Origin of the sequence: Gluconacetobacter aggeris, from assembly GCF_014174395.1 — a bacterium.
GTDB classification, from domain to species: Bacteria; Pseudomonadota; Alphaproteobacteria; order Acetobacterales; family Acetobacteraceae; genus Gluconacetobacter; species Gluconacetobacter aggeris.
This window is the reverse complement of record NZ_JABEQD010000009.1, coordinates 88,489-107,608: the sequence shown is the minus strand read 5'-3', so window position 1 is coordinate 107,608 and position 19,120 is coordinate 88,489. Positions and strand designations below refer to the sequence as shown.

Sequence of the window (19,120 nt, the reverse complement as noted above, 5' to 3'; positions counted from 1 at the left end):
GGGGGGTCAGGGGCGGATCGGTGGGCCGTTCGTGCCGGCGATATAGGCCCGCAGCCGTTCGGGCGAGGGGGTGGGGCCCACCACGCAATGGGGCGGGCGGCCGGGCAGGCAGGTTGCGCCCAGCGTGTGGGCCAGATGCTGGATTGTCTCTGCCTGGCGGCCGGTGCCATGCAGCACGATATGGCGCAGGCCCAGCCCCAGGGCCTCGGCGGCGCGGCCTGCGGCCGTGCCGCAATCGAGGAAGGCGGGCAGTGTGGCCCCGGTTTCGGCCAGGAGCGCGCGCCACCAGGCGGGGCCCATGAAACAGCCGGCGTCGGCCGGTGACAGCAGGGCGATGCAAGCTGTGCCCGGTGCTTCGGGCGCGGGCAGGATGGAGAGGATTGCGCGGACCTCGACCGCCGAGGCGACGACGAAGACGCGCGGGGGGATCGGAGGGTGGATCATTGCTTGACGTTGAACCCCGCGCGGGCGATCAGTTCAAGAGTGAGTGTCTGTCCGGACATGTAGGCTGGCGAGCGGGCCGCGCGGGGTATGCGTGGCGGATTGCTGCCGGCGCATGGATTTGGACGGCGACCGAGACGCCGAGTGACGGGAATGACGACCGTGGGGCACGCTGATGGACCGGACAGCCCGGTTGCCTGGGGGATGAGCGATCCCGCAGACCGCCTGGAACAGGCATTGAACCGTATTGCCTTTGCCCTGGATCGTCGGGACGAGGCGGTGGCCCCGGGCCCTGACCTGCAGACGCTGGCGGCCAATATCGATGCCCTGATCGCGCGGGTGCGCGACGTGCTGGGGCCGGACGAGGATATTGACGGGATGGAGGAGGGCTGAGCCATGGCGCAGGTCACGGTCCGCATCAACGGCTATGCCTATGTCGTCGGCTGCAAGGACGGCCAGGAACGCCATCTCCAGGCCATGGCGCTGGAGGTCGAGCGCCGGATCGAGCATATCCGCGCCATTGGCGGGCAGAGTGGCGAGGCGCGCATCCTGGCCCTGGCGGCTTTGCTGATGGCTGACGAGATCCATGACCTCTCGGTCGAGAAGATGCCGGCGGATACCGCGCGCCAACTGGCCGAGGGGCGGCAGGCGCGTGTGGAGAACGAGCGCCGGCGCGAACAGTTGGCCTTGCTGGTCGAGCGCGCCGAGAGCATTGCGGCGGCGCTCGAACATCCCTAAATATGGGGAGCGGGGCTGCCGGACTTGTCAGGCAACTCAACCCCTGGGCCGATAAGCACTTCCTTAGGGAGCTGGCTCTGGCGTGATCCTGGTCATGTTATCTGGCGCCCACCTGCGTGAGCAGGTCCGGGAGGGCTGAAAGACCAACGGTCATGGCGGCTCCGCACATTCCTACCCCATCCGATCTTCCCCAATCCGATCCGCCTGCGCTGGTGGAGGCCAAGGCCGAGCTGCGCCGGCATCTGCGCGCCTTGCGTGCGGCCGCGCCCGCGCCGGGTGCCGCTGCGGCGCTGTGCCGCCGCATGGGGGAGCATGTCCGCGCCGTGTTGCCGCCGGGGGCCTGTGTCGCGGCCGTTTGGCCGTTGCCGGGCGAGGTGGATCTGCGCGGCCTGTGCGCCGGGCTGCATGAGGACGGGTATGGCGTGCTGCTGCCGGAAACGCCGCCGCGTGGGCAGCCCTTGCGCTTTCATCGCTGGTGCCCGGAGGCGGTCATGCATCGTGGCCGCTTCGGCACGCTGCACCCCGATGGGCCTGCGGCGCGGCCCGATCTGGTGTTCGTGCCGCTGCTGGGTTTTGACAGGCGGGGGTTCCGGCTGGGATACGGGGGCGGCTATTACGACCGCACGCTGGCCGGGCTGCCCGGCGTGCCGGCGGTGGGCTTTGGCCTGTCGGCGCAGGAAGTGCCGGCGGTGCCGGTGGGGCCGTATGATGTGCCGCTGCCGTTGATCGTGACGGAGCGGGAAGTGATTCGGGTGTGAGGGGTTTTCTGTTCTTTTTTGGAAAAAAGAACCAAAAAACTTTTGATCTGTTCGGGAGCTTTTTGCTGGGGACATACGATGTCCCTGAACGGATAAAAGTCTTTTTGCTTCTTTTTCTTCAGAAAAAGAAGGATGGCGGCCCCAAAGTGGAAGAAGGAAAAACGGGTGCGGATCTTGTTTCTGGGCGACATTGTCGGCCGCACGGGGCGCGAGGCGGTGATGGAGGCGGTGCCCACTCTGCGGCGGGATCTGCGCCTGGACCTGGTGGTGGTGAATGGCGAGAATGCGAGCCATGGGTTCGGCCTCTCGCTGCCCATCGCCCGTGACCTGTTTGCGGCTGGCGTCGATGTCGTGACGCTGGGGAACCATGCGTGGGATCGCAAGGATCTGGTCGGCCAGATCGATGCCGAGCCGCGCATTATCCGCCCGGCCAATTATCCGCCCGGCACGCCCGGACAGGGCAGTGTGGTGGTGGAACTGGTGGACGGGCGCAAGGCGCTGGTGATCAACGTCATGGGGCGACAGTTCATGGAGGCGCTGGATGATCCGTTCCGCGCCGTGACCGATATCATGGCCCGGCATCGGCTGGGGGTGACGGTGCATGCGGTGGTGGTGGATATCCACGCCGAGGCGTCGAGCGAGAAATGGGCGATGGGGCATGTGCTGGATGGGCGGGCTTCGCTGGTGGTGGGCACGCATACCCATACGCCTACGGCCGACCATCGCATTTTGCCCGGTGGCACGGCGTACCAGACGGATGCGGGCATGTGTGGGGATTATGACAGTGTGATCGGCATGGGCAAGGATGCGGCCATTGCGCGCTTCCTGCGCCGGATGCCCGGTGAGCGGTTGCAGCCGGCGGAAGGGGTGGCGACGGTGGCGGGCATGATGGTGGAAACCGATGATGCTACAGGGTTGGCTCGTCGGATGGCGCCGCTGCGCATGGGCGGATTGTTGGCGCCTACGATGCCGGATTTCTGAACTCGGGATGGGAAACGGGCGTGGGGTGACCCATGCCCGTTGCCTGCATTACGTGGCTAGACCCTTTGCAAACATGGCCGCTTGGCGGGGAGAGCGGAATATCAGCTTTTGGACGGGATGATCTAAGAAGCAGATATTCATTGTATTGACGCCCACTGTGGATGTTTTTTGTGCAGATACGAAACCTCGTTGAAGGTTAAAGGTGTTTCTCTCTAGTAATTACGGCATGTTAGGAGGTGGATCGTAATTTGGCTCGTTGGGCTGTACGGCTGTCCAACATGAAGAAATTCTTTGATTCCTGCAAAAGGTGGCACATTGCAAACCAAAAGAGAAAAGAGTTCGATTATAGTTGGCATCGCTTACCTGATTGCCTTCAGGCAAGTACATCCACCTACTAAAATAAGGACGATCAGCGTCTGAAACGTAACGTGCAGGCGCAGGCACCTGATCTGGTGTTGGAATCATAGTCGGAGATACTTGCTGAGGTATTTGACCACTTCCTGCAAAATTTCTCAAAAATTCTGCAGGTGAGAATTTATTATTGGGATCATATTTCAGGTTAAGTATGCTGCAAAGTTTTTTATACTCACCACTCTCCAAGAATGTGGAGAAATTCAGATTATTATCTCCAAAAAAAATGAATGCAAACGTAGGTGGACCAGAAAACCCAAAAAGTAAAGCTAATGGATATAAAGCGTTGTTTGTTTCTGTAGTGAACACTACAGAAAACTGAACTTCTCCTCGTCTATATCGAAATACACACCTCGTAATTCCCTGATTGCGCATACTCGTTAAAAGAGGATTTAGCACTGTGAGGCGGATCATTATCTAATTCCATATTTCAATATAGACGGATATCAACAACATTGACACAACGTAGTCTAGCAGAATTTATTTTGTAATCGCAAATATCTCTCCACAAAAGCCGCTTTCGAAGGGTTGCAAACATCATCGAAATGACTGAAAAGAGGCGGTTATTGCTTGCCTGTCATCCACAGGCAGAGACAGGCAATTTAGACTAATTGGAACAATTATGTCGCTTCTTGGATGAAATTATTAGAAAGATACCTTTAAATTAACCTATTCCAACCCACGTTTTTGATTCAATAGTGTATATATAGGGTTTTAGAAGCAAGTTATTTGCGTTAACTCGTTCGTACATCAAGCGCTGTCGAACCATTTCAAGCGGCATCTTGCCAAAATAACGTTCTGGCGCGCTCTGCTTAATCTGCTCCTGAAGACAAAAATCATTGACGAATTGTTGGAGAAAAATCAATTTACCTTGCATCGTCGATATTGCCGTTTCCATCGCCTCAGCATAAAGCTCCGCAGGAAATATAAATTTTGCCTCTCCTAGTTGTCCTAACGAAGCTTCCACCCTTAGCGGAGGAGAGCTAGCGTATGCTTCCGGCTTTTTTTCATGCTGACTAGGTATAGATAAGCTTGGTTCCCGGCGTTCGGAGCCGCTTCGATACCAATCAGTTGGTAATTCGCGCCCACGTCGAAATAATTTGATGAGCGCGTTTTTTAGATCTTTCTCCAGATCTGCGCCGATTTGTTTTAGAAATCCTCCTGCAATCTCGGTTAAAGCGACTGTGAATACAGCAGGAAGTAGTTCATTCACTATTTGCTGTGGACCAGGCTGTGCGCAGAAAACATCAGTCGATCCGAGGGGAGAAAAAGAATCTGCAATATTATTGCACTCTTCGACCGGCAGGTCACTAATACACCTAATTCTGATGTGCACTTAATTTTCCTTTCACATATCAAAATGATAGCCTAGGGCACCATTTTGATATAAAGTAATCTGGCGCAAAATGAATTAGTTTCAAATAACATCCATGCAATTTATTTCACTATAAAATATGTGAATTTATTTAGTTGGCGCACTAAACGGTAAATAAAAATATTTAGTATAAATATAATGAATTAACAAAAGTAATTAGTAAATGTAAAATAATTATTCAAAAATTTTTGAATTTTCTCGTAATATTTTATTTTACTGTCCCTCTCTGACTGTGCACAACAAACAGTTAAATTCTATATTAATTGTGTAATTTATAATATAAGAGACAACCGCTCGTGCATATTCTTATTGGCGGCAGTACACCGAGCCAAGTCCGGCACCTTGTTAGTTCATGTCAGCTTTTGGACGGCTTTATGATACGTAACAATGTCTCACATGCGGGCGTAAGCCGACATGTCTTCGAACGATATGGCTGCTCTTTATTGAATGGGTCGGTAACGCCCGTACAGGCGGGCGTTGAGGAGGATCAGGGTCAGGACGACCGTTGCGGCGGTGCCTACCGTGAGCATCATGGCGGGGGCGAGGCCGGTGCCGAACCAGGTGGCGAGGGCGGTTTGGAGCAGGGCGTTGCTGGCGGCGATGAGGTTGCCGCACTGGTAGGCGAGGCCGGGGAAGGTGGCGCGGACCGAGGCGGGGGAGAGTTCGCTGAGATAGGCGGGGACGACGCCCCAGGCGCCCTGGACGCAGAACTGGATGCAGACGGCGCCGACGGCGAGCCAGAAGGGGGAGTGGGAGAGCGCCCACAGTGGCAGGAAGGGCAGTGTGAGGAGGGCGGCCAGGGCGATGCTGTATTGGCGGCTGATCTTCTGCGACAGCACGCCGAAGAACAGGCCGCCGACGATGGCGGCGATGTTGTAGAGCACCACGATCAGCGTGATGGAGGGATGGGGCAGGTGGCGTTCCAGCCCCAGGAAGATCTTGGGATACAGGTCCTGCGAGCCGTGGCTCATGAAATTGAAGGCGGCCATCAGGGTGATTGCGAAGACGCACAGTGCCGCGTTGTTGCGGACGATGAACCACAGGCCGGGGGGCCTGGTGGCGCGGGCGGCCTGGTCGTGCCGGCGGCGCAGCCATTCGGGGCTTTCGGGCACGCGCAGCCAGATATAGACGGCCGCCAGCAGGGCGCTGCCGCCGAGGATGAAAAGCCCGCGCCAGCCGACGAAGGGCAGCAGCAGGAAGACCAGCGACGCCAGCAGGTATCCGGCCGGGTAGCCGGCCTGCAGGATGCCCGAGGCGGTGCCGCGCCATGAGGGCGGGATGCTCTCCATGATCAGCGACGTGCCCACGCCCCATTCGCCGCCCAGCGCCACGCCGAACAACGTGCGCAGCAGCAGGAAGATGGCGAGGTTGGGGGCGAAGGCGGACAGGATCTCGATCGCGGAATAGACGATGATGGTGGCGATCATGACCGGTTTGCGCCCGTACCGGTCGGCGGCGTGTCCGCACAGGAAGGCGCCGATCGGGCGGGTGAGCAAGGTGAGCGTCGGGGCGAGCAGGATGCTTTGCAGCGAGACGTGGAAACTGCGGGCGACATCGTCGAGCGTGAACAGCACGATGAAGAAATCGCAGGCATCGAGCAGCCATGCCAGCAGCGAGGCCGCGACCACATGGCGGGAGGTCGCCACGTCGTAGGTCTGCGCCTGTCCTGTGATCGTCGCCGGTGCGGCTGCCATGTCGTTCATGCCTGTTTCCATCCCTTGCAAGCGCTTTTCCGGTCCGGCGCGTTTTTGCCTGCTCTTCCGTAGAGAGCATCGGTTAGGCGAAGATGCGCCTAATTTTTATTTTACCGAGGTCGTGCGATCATATTCCGGCGATTGCTGCCGCTGTGGTGGAGTTACAGGTTGGCGATCATCTTGATGCCGACCAACGTGGCATTGGGAATGACCGATGTTTCGCCCGGGCGCATCATATATTCGAATTCGGGGTAGAGGATCAGGCCCGGCAGCACGGGCATGCCATAATAGGCCTCCAGCACCGCCGAATGGGTTTGCGGGCCCGTGACGTACGGGCCGAGCGGCAGGCCGGCATCCTGCCGCAGCCGCTGCCCGTAGGCCAGGCGCGGGCTCATCTGGTAATAGGAATACATCAGGCCCAGCCGGTCGAAGGGGCGCCCGGGCACGATCCCGAGCAGCGCGGTGCCGAAATAGAATTCGTCGGCGAAGGTGGAGATGCTCGGCGTATTGTGGATATAGCCGGCCATCAGGTAACCGCCGGACATCTGGCTGGTGCCCTGGGTGCGATAGATCATCTGGTCGGCCTCGATATAGAACGTGTCGCGCGGCCTGTCGGCATGGGCGCGGATCGTTTCCCGGTCGATGGCCGGCACGGTGCCGATCATGTCCGCATAGGGCGAGGTGTCGTGCCCGTAGCCGAACTTGTAGTGCCCGACGAGCTTGTGCGGGCCGAAGAAGGGTTCCCATGTCAGTTCCACCGGTGTCTGAATGCCGGTGGTGGTCTCGCTGGCCCAGGCCCAGCCGGTATTGTCCTCGGGCTTGGGGGCGATCTTGTAGATGCCGGTGCGCAAAGTCAGGTCGCGCAGCGGCCGGAAGCGCAGCGTGCCGCCCCATGAAGTCTTGGGATAGACGCTCCAGCCCGGCGGTTCGCGGATGGCCATCGGCGCGGAACATTGCATCATGAACGTGCACAGCAGCGCCGAGGTGCCGTAGGTGTGGGTCAGCGCGATGCGGCCGATATTGATGTTGAGCCGGTCGCCGAGAAACGATTTCTCGGCATAGAGATCGGCCAGGCGCGCGGCGGCGGGGCCGTGGATGCTCCACAGTTCGGTCAGCAGGACATTGCGTTCGCCGACATGGTCCCAGCCGACCTGGCGGCCTTCGCGGTTCATGACCAGCCCGTGGACATACCATCCGTCCAGCCCCGGCAGCTTGCCCAGGTCGAACAGCATGGTCACGCGCAGGTCATGGACATAATCCATGCCCTGGGACAGGCCGCCCGCGATATTGGCCATGCCTTCGGCCTTGTAGATCATGTCGAAGGTGAAGCCGCGCTGGCTCAGCCATCGGCGCCATGGTTTGGCCTGTGGCAGCAGGTTGCCCGGGGAGCGGTCGATCGCGAAATAATCGGCGCTCGGGTCGCCGGCGCGCAGGGCGTCGTCTTCGGGCGCCAGCAGGGCGGAGAGGCTTTCCCCCTCGAAGAGCGGGTTCAGCCTGTCTTCGGCGAGCGGGCGCTTCTGTTTTCCCTGCATGGTTGCCACGGCCGGGTTGACGGGCGCACCGAGGCAGGCGGTTGCGGCCATGCAGAGCAGCGCCGCGAGCAGTGAGACGGTGAGGGATGTGCGGTCGTTGATGATGTTGCGGATATCGGATGCCTTGTTGCGGAAGGCGTCGGAGAACGGATTTTCTGCAGACGGCATTCTGTCCGGGCAGGGGCGTGCGCGAGAGGGGGCAGTCACCGCGAGGGGCATGGTATCGTTAACCGAATTCTTTGTTATTATTTCATGATGCATGAAAACATCGTCGGTGGCGCCATTCTCAGCATCGTCATGCCGGAAGGACAAGAGATGCCGGCCTGAATATAAATTATGTTTTATTTGAATGAGTTCTGCCGGAATCGAGAAATATTTTCTGAACCATTGGGTTACGGTTCATGGCGTGCCGCGCTTCACCGGTTCGTGAGAGGCTGTCTTCACCAACTGGTGACTTCAGCGATCGGGTGGTACCGGAGCCTGGCCGGGATATCCGGCGGTCGAGCCCTATGGGCTGATCTGGACCTGTCTGGCGCCTGAGGGGGAGCCGGCTCTTCCGCCCATGCCGCAGCAAGTCATGGCAGGCATATGATAAACTCGACGTTTCGGAGTTCCATCATCGTCGCATACATCGCGGCGCGCGATTTGCTGAAGGCAGGAATCATATCAACGGCATCGAGGATTTCTGGAGCCCGGCCAAGCGCCACTTGCGGCGATACAATGGAATGCCCCGGAAGACTTTCATCTCTTCCTCGCGGAATGTGAATGGCGCTTCCATCACCGTTCGCCTGCGAAGCTCGTGAAAATCCTCACCCAATGGGTTAAGCTGCCAGCGGAGCGTTCCAGGTAAATCGCTTACCTATGTCAGCCCCCAAGTTATTTTTATTCGGCGATATTTCAAGACAGGGGGTGTTGACGTATTGTCACGGAACACGCTTCCGATGCGAGGCAGGAATGTCTACCTTTCCAACATGTTTTCGTGCTGTCTGGCTGTTTTCGCTGGTGATCTCCTGTGCCGTATCGGGCGGATGCCGGGCCATGGCGATGCCGGTCCGGTTCGTCGGTTGCCCGGCGGACGGTCAGGTGGGCCCGATTGCGGCGCCAGCGCGGCCGGACCCGAAATTCGTTCTCCCCGCCAGCCTGCCTGCGGGATACGCAGTTTATGAGGCACAGGATCTGGCGGCGGTCGCGCCGGTCGGTTGGACGTGTACTGAACGGTACGGGTCTGCTGGATCGTATCTTCTGGTGGCGCCCGGCCTGTCGTCCTCCGCCGGTCTTTCGAAAGACGCGCATATCACCGGACCGGCTATCCAGATTTCCGCGACCAGTGGCGATACCAGTGGGCGTTTCGCGGTCGCGCGGGTGATCGCCAGGATGTTTCCCGAGCACGCTGCCTTCGTCAGACAGGTCGTCGCCGAGGGAATCGAGCCCGCCAGCAACTTCCCCGGCGGGCCCTATCCGGCCGACATCATCACCGCGCGCGGGCCGGCTGATATCGCGTATACGACGCCAGCGGGCGCAGAGGGCATGGGTACCCAAAGCTGGCTCAGGCGCGATGGCGATCCGATCGAAGGAGTGGCGCATCTGAGCGCCACGAATGACCTGATGGAAATCCAGCTTCGTCTGCCCGCCGGCCGGCGGGGCGACGGCGCGCGGGTCATCGCCCTGACGCGCGGCCTTAATGCAGGCTTTACGGACTGAGAACATGTTTCGGGTAGATGCCTGGTGCGGCCGGGGTTGCGGGGACGGGCGCATTCCGCGAGGAGAACAGGACGTTCCGTAGTGTGAAGGAAGGCCGTCTTGTTCCTCCGGCAGTTGACCTATCTCGTGGCGCTCGATCGGTTTCGCCATTTCTCGCGCGCGGCGGAGCATTGCGGTGTGTCCCAGCCCGCGCTTTCGGCGGCGATCCGGCAGTTGGAGCATGAGCTGGGGGTGACCATCATCCGCCGCCGGCAGCGGGTGCTGGGCCTGACGCCGGAGGGCGAGCGTGTGCTGGCCTGGGCGCGGCAGAGCCTCGCGGCGCTCGACGGCTTGCGGCAGGAGGCCGGCTTTGCCCATGAGGTCGCGGGCGGCAGCCTGGCCATCGGTGTCATGCCGCCGGCCCAGCAACTGGCGCCGCTGCTGATGGAGAGCCTGCGTGCCGCCATCCCGGCGCTGCATCTGGAACTGACCGTCGCGGCGCATGGCGACATCCTGCGCGGGCTGGCTGAACAGCGTTTCGGGCTGGGTATCGTCTATCTCGACCAGTTGCCGGCCGGCGGGTCGTTCGAGGCCCACGAACTCTATGTCGAGCAGCATGTTCTGGTCGGTGGTCCGGGTATTACCCTGCCGGGGCGTGTGCGTTGCGCGTGGAGCGAGGCGGCCGGATTGCCGCTGTGCCTGCTGGACCGTTCGATGCGCAGCCGCCAGATCGTCGATCGGTGTTTCGCGGAGGCGGGCCGCACCCCCGATGTGCGGTTCGAGACGAATGCGCTGGAACTGTTGCACGTGGAACTGCGGGCGGGACGTCTGGCGTCGATCCTGCCGGTGGCGGCCTTGCCGTCGCGCACCGGTGGGGTGCCGTTCCAGGTCCGGCGGCTCGATCCGTCGCCGACGCCTTCGGTGGGGCTGGTGCGGGTGCGGCAGACGATGACGAGCGCGCTGATGGCGCGGTGCTGGCAGGTTGCGTCCGGGCTGGTGCTGACGGATGTGCTGACCATGTAAGAAGGATGTTCTTTTCTGAAAAAAAGAACCAAAAAACTCTGATTCGTTCTGGAGTTTTTTGCTGGGGTATGGGACGGCCCTGAACGGATAAAAGTCTTTTTGCTTCTTTTTCGGAAGACAAAAGAAGAGAGCTTTCGCCCGCTGATCATAAGCTACCTTTATCACCTGATCACGAGAATGACTTGGACGCCGCCCGTGGCTCCGGCCACTGTCCGCCGCCGAGTGGAAGGTGGGGGCGGGCGTGATCGGGGGGCGATGGAGCTGGTTGTTCGCGCCCTCGCGGGCCGATCTGGGATTTGCGCTCCGGACGTCGTGCGCGGCCATCCTGTCGCTGCTGATTGCGATGTGGATGGAACTGGGCAGCCCGCAATGGGCGCCGCTGACTGTCTGGACCGTGGCGACGGCCTCGCGCGGGGAGTCGTTTTCCAAGGCGCGCTGGCGGCTGGCGGGTACGGTCGTGGGATGCTGCGTGGGGGTGGCGCTGATTGCCGCCTTTCCGCAGGAGGCGGGGCTGTTCTTTATCTGCCTCGCTGTGTGGGCCGGGCTGTGCTGCGGGCTGGCGACGGTGTTCGACGGTTATCGCAGCTACGGTTTTCTGGTCGCGAGCTTTACGGCCGCCATCGTCGCCACGGACGGTATCGCGTCGCCCGACGATGCGTTCTTTATCGCGATGGCGCGGGGGACGTATATCGCGCTCGGTATTCTCTGCGAGGCCGTATTGGCCATGCTGTTCTCGCCCGGTCTGCGCGAGCGGGCGCGGGGGGCGTTGCTGGCGCGCCTGCGCGGCGTGTCCGCGACGGCCCGGCAGGGGCTGGAGAGCTGGCAGCGGGCTGTGCCCGGCCCTGCGACGGAAAGTGCCTTGCTGGCGGATATCATGGCGGCGTCGGGCCGGATCGAATTCGACGTGCTGGAGATGGGGCCTGCGGCCGGGCGGGTGGCCGACCATGCCCGCGCGGCGCTGGCCGACCTGCTGGCCGCCGTGGCGCGGCGGCGGGCCGGTGCGCCGTGGGAGGCCGTGCGGCGGACGCTGGATGCCGGGGTGCTGCATATCGATGCCATTGCGGAGCCCCGTAAGGGGGATCGTTTTCGGTTTCGCGCCCGTTCGGTGCGGCAGGCGACGCAGGGGCTGCGGAATGGCGCGCGCGTGGCGGCGGGCGTGCTGGCGGCGTCGGCTGCCTGGTATGTCACCGCCTGGCCGTCGGGGATCGGGTTTATCGCGTATGTCGTGCTGGTCTATGGGCTGCTGGCGACGCGCGAGGTGCCGGTGCTGGCCTCGGCCGGCTTTGCGCGTGGAGCGATGGGGTGTGCGCTTGTCGCGGGCGCCTATGTGCTGCTGATCGTGCCGATGGTGACCGCGCCGGAGATGCTGGCCTTCTGCCTGCTGGTGCCCATGGTGGCCGGCGGCCTGGCGGCGCGCACGCCGCGCCTGGTCAACCATGCCTTTTCCTTCAACATGTTCCTTCCGGTGCTGATCGGGCCGTCCAATGCCGGCCGGTATGATGAAAGCGCCTTCCTGAACGGGACGATGGCGTTTCTGGCCGCGGTCTTCTTCGCGGGGGCGATGTTCCGGCTGGTCCTGCCTTTCCGGCCCGACGAGCATCTGCGGCGCACGATGGCCTGGGCGGAGCGGCGATTGTCCGGGCTGGCGACGGGCCGGAGCGTGCCGTCGGCGCGCGCCTGGCTGATGACGAATGCGGACAGCATGGTCCGTGCCGTCCGCACGGGATGCGACGTGCCGCGAGAGCGGCTTTTTGCCTATTTCGCGTCCCATATGGCCGTCACGGTGCGGGGGATGTGCGTCCTTGAAATTCGCGAGGCCATGGCGGATGGCACGCTGCCGGTGCCTGTTGCGCGGCGGCTGGCGGCGTTTCTGCGCGCATGGACGCGCGATCCGGCGCGGGCGGCCCCATTTGTGCCGGTGTTGCTGCGCCGGGCTGACATGCAGGCGCCCGAAAGGGAGGATCTGGCGACCGCGCTGAGGGCCATCGTGCGGCAGGACGGGCATCCGCCTGGTGCGACGGCGATGGAGGAGGGGCTGTAGGGTCCCGCCGCGAGCCTTGCGCGGGGCATGCCCGGTCGGGGCTGGTGATGGCCCGATCGCGCCGGAAGAGAGTATCAACGGTGGCGGAGGAGGCCTTGAAGGATATTTCTCCAGTGGTATTGATGGCTGGATTCTTGCTTCTCTGCCTTTGAAGAAAGACATGCTGGGTGAATTCTCTATTTTTGTGTGTTATTCGCGAGCATGATCTTCGGATAGTCCTGGTCGCCGCCTTTCTCTGTGGTGTGGGAGCTTGGGTAACGGCGCGCCTGTTCCGCCGTGCGTTGCAGACGGGCGGGTTGCAGCGGGTGGGGTGGCATGTGCTGACCGCCCTGGCCGCCGGAGTGGCCATCTGGTGCACGCATTTCATTGCGATGGCGGGCTTTCGGGCCGGTGTGAGGGTGACGTTCGACCCGTTGCTGACCCTGCTCTCGCTGTTCATCTGCATCGTCGGCAGCGTGCTGGGCTTCATCGCCGCCGGCAGCCGCGTCGTTCCATGGCCTTCGGTCGCGGGGGGTGTCCTGCTCGGCTCCTCCATCGCGGCCATGCATTATGTCGGCATGATGGCCTTTCACGTCCACGGGCAGGTGCGGTGGGACCCGCCCTATGTGATCGGGTCGGGCATCCTGGGGCCGGTCCTGTCCATGGCGGCGCTGCATATGGCGTTGAAGCGGACCGGGCAGGGCACCAATGCCATGGCGGGCCTGTTCGCCGCCGCCATCCTGTCGGTGCATTTTCTGGGCATGACGGCATTTCATGTCGTCTCGACGGGCGAGGGCATGGTGCCCGCCCATTCCGAAGCCCTGAAGACCATGACCATGGCCGTGATCGGCATGAGCCTGGTCATTCTGGTGATGGGCATGGTCAGTTATCTGATCGATGACAGCACGCGGGCGGAGACCATCGAACGCCTGCGGCGCATGGCGTTGAACGATGCACTGACCGGGCTGCCGAACCGGGCGAATTTCAATGACCGGCTGGACCTGGAAATCGCGCTGGCGACCCAGCGCGGGAGCAGGCTGGCGCTGATCGGTATCGATCTCGATCGGTTCAAGGATATCAACGACCTGCGGGGACATTCGGTCGGCGACGAGGTGCTGCGCGTGCTGGGCAGCCGCATGAAGGCCCTGTCGCATGAGGAACGGGGCGAATTCATCGCCCGGACCGGTGGTGACGAATTCACCGCGATCTGTCGCATCGGTGCGTCGGGCGAGGTGGAGGGCTTTGTCGACCGGATCGAAAAGGCCCTTTCCCTCCCGATCAGGACCGATGACCTGGAAATCGCCTCCGGCGGCAGCCTGGGGGTTGCGCTCTTTCCCGACGATGCCGCCGACAGGGAAAGCCTGATCAACGGCGCGGACCTGGCGATGTATCGCGCGAAATCGAACCCGTTGCAGCGGATCTGCTTCTATGAAGCCGGCATGGACGAGCGGGTTCGCGAGCGGCGCGCGCTGGCGGCCGACCTGCGCGACGCGATCAGCCGTAACCAGTTGACGCTGCATTATCAGGTCCAGACCATCGTATCGACCGGGCGTATCCGGGGCTACGAGGCCCTGCTGCGCTGGACGCATCCGACGCGGGGCCAGATTCCGCCTGGCGAATTCATTCCGCTGGCCGAGGAGAACGGGCTGATCCTGGCGATCGGGGAATGGGTGCTGCGCACGGCGTGCCGTGAAGCCGCGACGTGGGAACCGCCCTATACGATCGCGGTCAATCTCTCCGCCGTGCAGTTCATCAACGCCGACCTGCCTTCGGTGGTCCGGGCGGTTCTGGCCGAGACCGGGCTGGCCCCGGAACGGCTGGAACTGGAACTGACGGAATCGACCATTTTCGCCGATCGGGAGCGCTCGCTGGAGATGCTGCGCCAGATCCGGGAGCTGGGGGTGAGCATCGCCCTGGACGATTTCGGCACCGGCTATTCGTCGCTGGACACGCTGCGGTCGTTCACCTTCGACCGGATCAAGATCGACCGGTCCTTCTTCTGTTCCTCGGCGGCGACGGGCCAGACCATGGCCATTATCCGGGCCGTCCTGGCGCTGGGAAAGAGCTTCGGCATTCCGGTGGTGGCCGAGGGCATCGAGACCTATGACCAGCTTTCGATGCTGAACGCCGAAGGCTGCGAGGAAGCGCAGGGGTTCCTGCTGGGACATCCGGTCACGATGGAGGACATTATCCGCAAGGGGCAGGTCGCGCGGGTGGAGGAGGCGGCATGAGCATCAACTGGCCCTTCGGCCGTGAAGGCTGGTTTTCCACCGCCGAGATCGAGACTGCCGAGCTGGCCGTGGCGCGGTATCACCGGTGTGCCCAGCACATGCCGACGATGTATGTCGTGCTGATCGTCAATGCGTGGCTGCTTGCCGCCGTCTTTGGCCGGCAGGCGCCCGATTGGCTTTCGATCTTCTTTCCGGCCGTGGCCAGCGTGTTCTGTGCCTTCAGGATACGGTCCTGGATTCAGGCACGCCGGAGCGAGCCGACGCTGGAGCATGTCCAGGCGGTGTTGACCAGGACGGGCCGGCTTTCCGTCGGGCTGGTCATCGTTCAGGCGGTGTGGGCGTTGGCGCTTTATTCCTATGGTGACGAGGCGACGCGTTCTTTCCTGTTCTTCTACGTCGCCACCACGACGCTGTCGGTCATATCTTGTCTGGCGCATCTGCGGGTCGCGGCGATCAGGCTGGCGATCATCGCCAATGTGACGCTTCTGGTCCTGTGCCTGTTCGATGGCGCGTCGACCCATCTGGCCGCCACCCTGGGCCTGCTTGTCGATTCGATCGGCGGGATTGGCGTGTTGAGCAGCACCTATCGCGATTTTTCGAAAACCGTGAATGCGCGTGCCGAGGAATTGCGGCGGGCGAAGGAGCAGGAACTGCTGCTGCGGATGATCGACAACATGCCCGTGGCGGTCATGACGGTGGAGCCGCACACCTATATCATCAACTACGCGAACCAGATGTCCAAGGCATTGATCCGCAGTATCGAGCATCTTCTGCCGATCCGTGCCGATGACCTGATCGGCACCTCCATCGACGTGTTCCATCGTTCGCCGGCCCATCAGCGGGGCATTCTGGCCGATCCGAACAACCTGCCGCACAATGCGCGCATCCGCCTGGGCAACGAGGTGCTGGACCTGAAGATTTCCGCCATCACCGCCCGGGACGGCCATTATATGGCGCCCATGCTGACCTGGGCGCTGGTGACGAAGGAGGTCGAGGCGGAAAACCGCATCCGGCATCTGGCGCATTACGATGCGCTGACCGATCTGCCCAACCGGGTCACGTTTCGCCGGGAACTCGAAGAACGTCTGGCCTGGCCGGGCAATCGCGTCGGGCTGCTGTATGTCGATCTGGATGGTTTCAAGCTGGTCAACGATACGCGGGGGCACCAGGTCGGTGATGCCCTGCTGCAGCAGGTCGCGGCACGGCTGAAAATGGTCTGCAACGGCCCCGCCGTTACGCTGACCCGGCTGGGCGGGGACGAGTTTGCCGTGCTGCTGCCCCATGATTCCCGCCAGCAGGCCAAGGTGCAGGCCGACCTGATCGTCGCCGCGCTGGGGGCGCCCTTTGATCTCGATTACGACCGGACGATCCAGATCGGGGCGTCGGTCGGCATTGCCCTGGCGCCGGAACATGGCGGGGAGCCCGATATCCTGCTGTCGCGGGCCGACATGGCGCTGTATGCGGCCAAGGAGGCGGGAAGGGGAACGTCGCGGCTGTTCTCGCCCGATCTGGAAAAGCGCGTGCAGGAGCGGGTGCGCCTGGAAGAGGAGCTGAGGTCGGCCCTGGCGCGCGAGGATGGATTGTTCGTCTTCTACCAGCCGATCGTCGATCTGCAGTCGGGGCGCGTCACGTCGCGCGAGGCGCTGGCCCGCTGGCATCATCCGCAGCAGGGCTGGATTTCTCCCGCCAGGTTCGTGCCGGTGGCCGAGCAATGCGGGCTGATCGACCGGCTGGGTGCATTCATCCTGGAGCGGGCCTGCCGGAGTGCCGCGCAATGGGCGGACGAGGCGCATGTGGCCGTCAACGTGTCGGCCGCCCAGTTGGGCAAGGGCACATTGATCGATATCGTCTCGGCGGCGCTGTCCAGCGCGGGCCTGCCGGCGGAGCGGCTGGAGATCGAGGTGACCGAAACGGCGCTATTGGGCGACGAGCATCGCGGTATCCAGGACCTGCTGGCCCTGCGCGAGATGGGGGTGCGCGTGTCGTTGGACGATTTCGGCACCGGCTATTCGTCGCTGGCCCATCTGCGGACCTTCTCGTTCGACAAGATCAAGATCGACGGCTCCTTCGTCAGGGATGCGCTGGAGCGGCCGGAATGCGCCGCCGTGGTCCGGGCCATTGCCGATCTGGGCCAGCGGCTGGGGGTGCGGATCGTCGCCGAAGGGGTCGAGACCGAGGACCAGCTTGCGCTGGTCCGTGCGGAAGGGTGCCGGGAGGTGCAGGGTTATCTCTACGGACGCCCGGCGCCGGCGGACGCGGATGCGCCGCTGGTGGCCCGGCTCGGCGGAAGGCGCTGAGGGGCTGCCTCAAGGCCTGGCGTGGGGGCTATGCGGGGGGCGGATCGTCCGGTCGGGCCCAGGGTGGCAGCGCGAACGCTTCGACGAAATAGTCCAGCAGCGCGTTGACGCGTGCCGGGCGAAGCGGGCTGGGGGGGGTGACCAGGTAGAGCGCGATCGGCGGTGCCTGCCACTCCGGAAGGATGATTTCCAGCGATCCGGCCTGAAGATTGTCCCAGATCATGAATTCGGGGAACAGGCCGAAGCCCAGCCCGGCTTCGAGTGCCGGCAGGAAGCCTTCCGCATTGTTCGCGCGCAGGCGGGAGGCCTGGGACAGCACGTAATCCTTGCCGGATGGCGCATGGCGCAGGCGGATCGTCCCCGGGGCGGAGGTGTTGGTGTAGACGAAGCTCTTGTGGGCCTCGAGATCGCGCGGGTGGGTCGGCCGGCCCGTCGCATCGAGCCAGGCGGGGGTGGCGACCAGCAGCAGCCTGACCGCGCAGAGCCGGCGGGCCCGCAGCGAGGAATCCGCCAGCGAGGAGATCCGCAGCGCGATGTCGTAGCCCTCGGCCACCAGGTCGACGATCGCGTCGCTGAAATCGAGCGTGAGGTCGATGTCGGGATAGCGTTGCAGGAAGGCGGGCAGGACCGGCGAGAGATGCTTGACGCCGAATGTCATCGGCGCCGCGATGCGGATCTGGCCCGAGGGTTTCAGCGTGCCGTCCCGGGCCTGGGCCTCGGCGGCTTCGGCTTCGGCGATGATGCGGCTGGCATGGCCCAGGGCGTGGCGGCCCATGTCGGTCAGGGATAACTGGCGCGAATTGCGGTTGAACAGGCTGGCGCCCAGCGCCTGTTCCAGCCGGGTTACGGCCTTCGAGACCGTGGGCTTGGATAGCTGGATGTCCTCCGCCGCGCGTGCGAACGACCCCCATTCGGCCACTTTCGCGAAGATGGCCCAGGCTTCGAAATCGGGCAGTCGCATGAAGGATGGCCTTTTTGGAAACGGTCAGACGGGTCTCTTTCCATATATTTTCTGCCGGTGCCCGTCCAGACGGGGGCTCCGGCAGGCTCCGGGGGCGGAAAATCCGGAAACGAAGGGTTTCGCTTCCTGCCGTATCGGAGTGTTGCGGCGGGGGCGTAGGGTCCGTCCAGAAACATCAGACTGGAGGGATCACGATGATCGAGGTTCGTTCGTTCGCGGAACTGGGCCATGCCGACCATGGGTGGCTCGATGCGAAACATCATTTTTCCTTCGCGGATTATTACGATCCGCGCCGGATGCACTGGGGTGCGCTGCGTGTGTGGAACGATGACGCCATTGCGCCGGGGACCGGTTTCGGCACCCATCCGCATCGCGACATGGAAATCATCACCTATGTGCGCGAAGGGGCCATTACGCATCAGGATAATCTGGGCAATACGGGGCGCACCGAGGCGGGCGACGTGCAGGTGATGTCGGCCGGCACCGGCATCATGCACAGCGAGTATAATCGCGAGCCCGGCAGGACGCGCATCTTCCAGATCTGGATCATGCCGGACCGGGCGGGGCATGCGCCCTCGTGGGGCACGCGGGCCTTTCCCAGGGGGGAGCGTGGCGGGCGGTTCGTGGCGCTGGCCTCGGGCTACGATGCCGATACGGCGGGCGATGCCCTGCCGATCCATGCCGATGCGCGGGTTCTGGGCGCGACCCTGAAGAAGGGGGAAAGCGCGGAATACCGGCTGGGCGTGGAACGGCTGGGTTATCTGGTCCCGGCCAAGGGCAGCGTGGAGATCGAGGGCCGGACGGTCGGCACCCGTGATGGGGCGGCGATTTCGGAGACCGACGTGCTGACGGTGCGCGCGCTGGAGGATGCCGAGATCGTGCTGGTGGACGTTGCGCCCTGACCGGATCGGCGTCCGCCCCTGTTCCGCCCCTGCCCTTCGTGGCGGGGGCGGGCAGCCTGCTTGATTTTTGCCGCGG

The 19,120-nt window shown here is 62.7% G+C and carries 16 protein-coding genes and 1 other RNA gene; 11 read left to right on the top strand and 6 right to left on the bottom strand.

Features of this window, described 5'->3' with window-relative positions; all coding sequences use genetic code 11:
- Window positions 1–6: 6 nt before the first annotated feature.
- Window positions 7–444 (bottom strand): hypothetical protein, encoded by a 438-nt coding sequence (locus HLH36_RS13290; protein WP_182986840.1) that lies wholly within the window; start codon window positions 442–444, stop codon window positions 7–9.
- Window positions 445–645: 201 nt separating this feature from the next.
- Between HLH36_RS13290 and HLH36_RS13285 the strand changes: the two genes are divergently transcribed.
- The 5 genes from HLH36_RS13285 (at window position 646) to HLH36_RS13265 (ending at window position 2,918) form a co-directional block, all read left to right on the top strand.
- Window positions 646–834 carry a hypothetical protein gene (locus HLH36_RS13285; protein ID WP_246376818.1) on the top strand — a complete coding sequence of 63 codons (189 nt, stop codon included), beginning with the start codon at window positions 646–648 and terminating at the stop codon, window positions 832–834.
- Between the two features lie 3 nt (window positions 835–837).
- Complete coding sequence (locus tag HLH36_RS13280; RefSeq protein ID WP_182986839.1) at window positions 838–1,179, top strand: cell division protein ZapA; 342 nt, start codon at window positions 838–840, stop codon at window positions 1,177–1,179.
- Window positions 1,180–1,188: 9 nt separating this feature from the next.
- A non-coding RNA gene (gene ssrS, locus HLH36_RS13275) (6S RNA) lies at window positions 1,189–1,345 on the top strand.
- Window positions 1,332–1,937 carry a 5-formyltetrahydrofolate cyclo-ligase gene (locus HLH36_RS13270; protein ID WP_182986838.1) on the top strand — a complete coding sequence of 202 codons (606 nt, stop codon included), beginning with the start codon at window positions 1,332–1,334 and terminating at the stop codon, window positions 1,935–1,937. Before ssrS ends, HLH36_RS13270 begins: the two co-directional genes overlap by 14 nt.
- Window positions 1,938–2,102: 165 nt before the next feature.
- Entirely contained in the window at window positions 2,103–2,918 is an 816-nt protein-coding gene (locus HLH36_RS13265) for a YmdB family metallophosphoesterase (RefSeq protein ID WP_182986837.1), read from the top strand.
- 219 nt (window positions 2,919–3,137) lie between these two features.
- Here HLH36_RS13265 and HLH36_RS13260 read toward each other — a convergent pair whose 3' ends face one another.
- The 4 genes from HLH36_RS13260 to HLH36_RS13245 form a co-directional block, all read right to left on the bottom strand.
- Window positions 3,138–3,743, bottom strand: coding sequence for a DUF6037 family protein (locus HLH36_RS13260; RefSeq protein ID WP_182986836.1), 606 nt, complete (start codon window positions 3,741–3,743; stop codon window positions 3,138–3,140).
- Between the two features lie 250 nt (window positions 3,744–3,993).
- The gene (locus HLH36_RS13255) at window positions 3,994–4,665 is read right to left on the bottom strand and encodes a hypothetical protein (protein ID WP_182986835.1); all 672 of its coding nucleotides are present in this window, start codon (window positions 4,663–4,665) and stop codon (window positions 3,994–3,996) included.
- A gap of 479 nt (window positions 4,666–5,144) precedes the next feature.
- On the bottom strand, window positions 5,145–6,398 hold the full coding sequence (locus HLH36_RS13250) for an MFS transporter (RefSeq protein ID WP_246376837.1): 1,254 nt from the start codon (window positions 6,396–6,398) through the stop codon (window positions 5,145–5,147).
- A 161-nt stretch (window positions 6,399–6,559) separates the two neighbouring features.
- The gene (locus tag HLH36_RS13245; RefSeq protein ID WP_408871894.1) at window positions 6,560–7,930 is read right to left on the bottom strand and encodes a carbohydrate porin; all 1,371 of its coding nucleotides are present in this window, start codon (window positions 7,928–7,930) and stop codon (window positions 6,560–6,562) included.
- 1,245 nt (window positions 7,931–9,175) lie between these two features.
- Here HLH36_RS13245 and HLH36_RS13240 point away from each other — a divergent pair.
- From HLH36_RS13240 to HLH36_RS13220, 5 genes are all read left to right on the top strand, one after another.
- The gene (locus HLH36_RS13240) at window positions 9,176–9,631 is read left to right on the top strand and encodes a hypothetical protein (protein ID WP_182986832.1); all 456 of its coding nucleotides are present in this window, start codon (window positions 9,176–9,178) and stop codon (window positions 9,629–9,631) included.
- A gap of 99 nt (window positions 9,632–9,730) precedes the next feature.
- Window positions 9,731–10,633, top strand: a complete 903-nt coding sequence (locus HLH36_RS13235) for a LysR family transcriptional regulator (RefSeq protein WP_182986831.1) — start codon at window positions 9,731–9,733, stop codon at window positions 10,631–10,633.
- Window positions 10,634–10,898: 265 nt separating this feature from the next.
- Complete coding sequence (locus HLH36_RS13230; protein ID WP_246376816.1) at window positions 10,899–12,674, top strand: FUSC family protein; 1,776 nt, start codon at window positions 10,899–10,901, stop codon at window positions 12,672–12,674.
- 167 nt (window positions 12,675–12,841) lie between these two features.
- Window positions 12,842–14,884 (top strand): EAL domain-containing protein, encoded by a 2,043-nt coding sequence (locus tag HLH36_RS13225; RefSeq protein WP_182986830.1) that lies wholly within the window; start codon window positions 12,842–12,844, stop codon window positions 14,882–14,884.
- Window positions 14,881–17,181, top strand: a complete 2,301-nt coding sequence (locus HLH36_RS13220) for a putative bifunctional diguanylate cyclase/phosphodiesterase (protein ID WP_220792833.1) — start codon at window positions 14,881–14,883, stop codon at window positions 17,179–17,181. The genes HLH36_RS13225 and HLH36_RS13220 overlap by 4 nt, the downstream gene beginning before the upstream one ends.
- Window positions 17,182–17,209: 28 nt before the next feature.
- On the opposite strand, the gene HLH36_RS13215 is transcribed toward HLH36_RS13220, so the two are convergent.
- A complete protein-coding gene (locus HLH36_RS13215) occupies window positions 17,210–18,142 on the bottom strand; it encodes a LysR family transcriptional regulator (RefSeq protein ID WP_182986829.1) in 933 nt (310 codons plus the stop codon).
- 194 nt (window positions 18,143–18,336) lie between these two features.
- On the opposite strand from HLH36_RS13215, the gene HLH36_RS13210 reads away from it, so the two are divergent.
- Window positions 18,337–19,044, top strand: a complete 708-nt coding sequence (locus tag HLH36_RS13210; protein ID WP_182986828.1) for a pirin family protein — start codon at window positions 18,337–18,339, stop codon at window positions 19,042–19,044.
- Window positions 19,045–19,120 lie beyond the last annotated feature (76 nt).

Bases quoted from the DNA above. Each gene is read 5' to 3' on its own strand.
- HLH36_RS13290 (WP_182986840.1), bottom strand. From the start codon at position 444: ATGATCCACCCTCCGATCCCCCCGCGCGTCTTCGTCGTCGCCTCGGCG.
- HLH36_RS13285 (WP_246376818.1), top strand. From the start codon at position 646: ATGAGCGATCCCGCAGACCGCCTGGAACAGGCATTGAACCGTATTGCC.
- HLH36_RS13280 (WP_182986839.1), top strand. From the start codon at position 838: ATGGCGCAGGTCACGGTCCGCATCAACGGCTATGCCTATGTCGTCGGC.
- HLH36_RS13270 (WP_182986838.1), top strand. From the start codon at position 1,332: ATGGCGGCTCCGCACATTCCTACCCCATCCGATCTTCCCCAATCCGAT.
- HLH36_RS13260 (WP_182986836.1), bottom strand. From the start codon at position 3,743: ATGATCCGCCTCACAGTGCTAAATCCTCTTTTAACGAGTATGCGCAAT.
- HLH36_RS13250 (WP_246376837.1), bottom strand. From the start codon at position 6,398: ATGGCAGCCGCACCGGCGACGATCACAGGACAGGCGCAGACCTACGAC.
- HLH36_RS13245 (WP_408871894.1), bottom strand. From the start codon at position 7,930: ATGCAGGGAAAACAGAAGCGCCCGCTCGCCGAAGACAGGCTGAACCCG.
- HLH36_RS13220 (WP_220792833.1), top strand. From the start codon at position 14,881: ATGAGCATCAACTGGCCCTTCGGCCGTGAAGGCTGGTTTTCCACCGCC.
- HLH36_RS13215 (WP_182986829.1), bottom strand. From the start codon at position 18,142: ATGCGACTGCCCGATTTCGAAGCCTGGGCCATCTTCGCGAAAGTGGCC.
- HLH36_RS13210 (WP_182986828.1), top strand. From the start codon at position 18,337: ATGATCGAGGTTCGTTCGTTCGCGGAACTGGGCCATGCCGACCATGGG.